At 74.4% G+C, this 2252-nt stretch carries 2 protein-coding genes and 1 pseudogene; 2 read left to right on the top strand and 1 reads right to left on the bottom strand.

Annotation, left to right across the window (positions count from 1 at the left end; all coding sequences use genetic code 11):
* Nucleotides 1–592: TetR/AcrR family transcriptional regulator (locus E1200_RS32700; RefSeq protein ID WP_131956462.1), on the top strand; the 592-nt coding region annotated here is incomplete at its 5' end.
* Between the two features lie 136 nt (nt 593–728).
* A complete protein-coding gene (locus E1200_RS32705) occupies nt 729–1376 on the top strand; it encodes a TetR/AcrR family transcriptional regulator (protein ID WP_131956464.1) in 648 nt (215 codons plus the stop codon).
* Nucleotides 1377–1419: 43 nt separating this feature from the next.
* Here E1200_RS32705 and E1200_RS34225 read toward each other — a convergent pair.
* Nucleotides 1420–2252 (bottom strand): annotated as a pseudogene (locus tag E1200_RS34225) (hypothetical protein); the annotation flags it as partial.

The following is a 2252-nucleotide window of genomic DNA, read 5'->3' on the forward strand; positions in this document are numbered from 1 at the left end:
GTCGGGCGGCGGGCGCCAGTGGGCGCGGGCCGACGCGACGCGGCAGGCGCTGCTGAGCGCGGCGCTGGAGGTCTTCGCCGACCGCGGCTACGCCGACGCGGGCATCGCAGAGATCGTCGAGCGGTCCGGCATCAGCGTCGGCAGCCTCTACCACCACTACGGCGGCAAGGCCGGGCTCTACGTGGCGCTTTGGGAGGACCTCACCGCCGAGCAGGAGGCGCGGGCGGCGCAGGCCGTGTCCGACGCCCGCAAGGAGGGCGAGGCCGACCCGATCGCGCTGTTCATCGCCGGCGCCCGCGCCTACCTGCGGGTGTGCTGGAGGCACCGGGAGGCGGCGCGGCTGTTCCTCGGCGGCGAGGGCCCGTCCGGGTCGTCGCTGATGCGCCGCAGCCGCGCCCAGCACTGGATCGCGCAGAACACCAAGCTGCTGCGCGGCGGCGAGCCCGCGGGCCGCGCCGAGCAGGTGCTGAGCCTGGTGCTGACCACGGTCATCGGCGAGGCCGGGCGGGAGATCGCCACCGCCGAGAGCGAGGCCGAGGCCGCGGAGATCATCGAGGAGGTCTGCCGCATCCTGATCCGGCTGGCCCGCTGACCGGTCCCCTGACCGGCCCCCTGACCGGCCGGGTCACGGGAGGTGGAGCGCGGGTGACGTTTCGGGTCACACGGGACGCCACGGACCGTTATCCTGACCGTCCTGTTACCGGTTCCTGACGGGAAGTCGAAGGGTCATGCCGACGTCCACCTGGTTCCGCCTCAATGTCGCCAAGCGCGAGCGGGTGCTCGAGGTGGCGATGCGCGAGTTCGGCGAGAACGGGTACTCGACGGGCAGCCTCAACACCATCGCGCGCGAGGCGGGCATCGCCAAGGGGTCGCTGTTCCAGTACTTCAGCGACAAGCTGGAGTTCTTCGCGTTCGTGTGCGACGAGACGTCGCGGCGCATCCGGGAGGAGATGGAGCGCCGGATCGAGCTCATCGACTTCGACCAGCCGTTCGACGAGTGGCTCTTCGACGTCCTGTGCGACTGGACCGAGTACATGGCCGACCACCCGCTGGAGCGGGGCGTCACCGCCGCGACGAACTTCGAGCTCGACAACGGCGTCCGGTCCGTGGTCCGCGACACCGCCAACCAGCACTACCTGCAGGTGATCCACCCGACGCTGGAGCTGTGGCAGGCCCAGGGCGGGATCCGCGCGGACGCCGACCTCGACGTCCTCGCGACGCTCGTCCTGACCATCCTGCCGTTCCTGGCGCTCGCGCCGTACTACGACGGCCTCGACCCCATCCACGACCTGCGCGGCCGCACCCCGGCGGAGCAGCGCCCGGTGATCCGGCAGCTCGTCGCGGGCTTCCGGCCCATGTTCGCCCCGGACAAGTGACTTCGCCCCGGACAAGTGACCGCGGCGCCCGCGGGCGGCGCGCTCAGAGGCGGGCGACGCGGGCCGGCCGGACCGGCAGCCAGACGATCCGGACGGGGCTGCGCGCGGGCTGCGGCGGCAGCGCCCGCACCCGGGCCTCGGTGAGCCGCTTGCCGGCCAGTCGCCTGCGCTGCGACCGCGGCAGCGGGATGCGGACGGCCGGCGGGCGGCGCGACAGCCGCACCCGGAGCAGCAGCAGCGCCACCGCGACCGCCAGCGCGGCGAGGAAGCCCGCCTGCAGCGACGAGAGCCGCTCCACGGTGAGGGTCTCGCCCTCGATCGTGCGGAGGCCGGCGACGGGGATCAGGGGCAGCGGGCTCGCCGCGATCTGCGGGGACGCGATCGGGGGCAGCGCCACCTGCGGCCCCTTCATCCCGGCGAGCGGGTTGAAGGCGGACGGGGTCAGCGGCGGGACGCCGGGCGGCAGGTTCGCCAGGCTCACCCCCGGCGGCGGGGCGCCCGCGGCGTCGGTGATGATCAGCTTGTAGCTGCGGGACACGCTGCCCGCCTTGGCCGCCGAGGCGGTGGCCCGCACCGTGATCAGCCCGGGTTTCGCGCCGGACGGGGCCCGCACGGTCGCGATCGCCGAGGCGCCGCCGGAGCCGACGGCGCCGAGGCGCTGCGTGCCGGGGCTCACCGACGCGCCGGACGCCGACATCCGCACGGCGGCGTTCTGCGCGGTCGCGTTCGCCGACGACACGCGGACCGTCGCGGTGACCGATCCGCCGGGCTTCATCGTGGCCGACGACACCGACAGCGCGAGGGACAGCACGGGCGTCTTGGGCTTGCCGGGGTTCCCCGGCGTGCCCGGCGGGTCGTTCGGGGTGGGGCTCGGGG

It is taken from the genome of Actinomadura sp. GC306, assembly GCF_004348665.1.
In the GTDB taxonomy this organism is placed as follows: Bacteria; Actinomycetota; Actinomycetes; order Streptosporangiales; family Streptosporangiaceae; genus Spirillospora.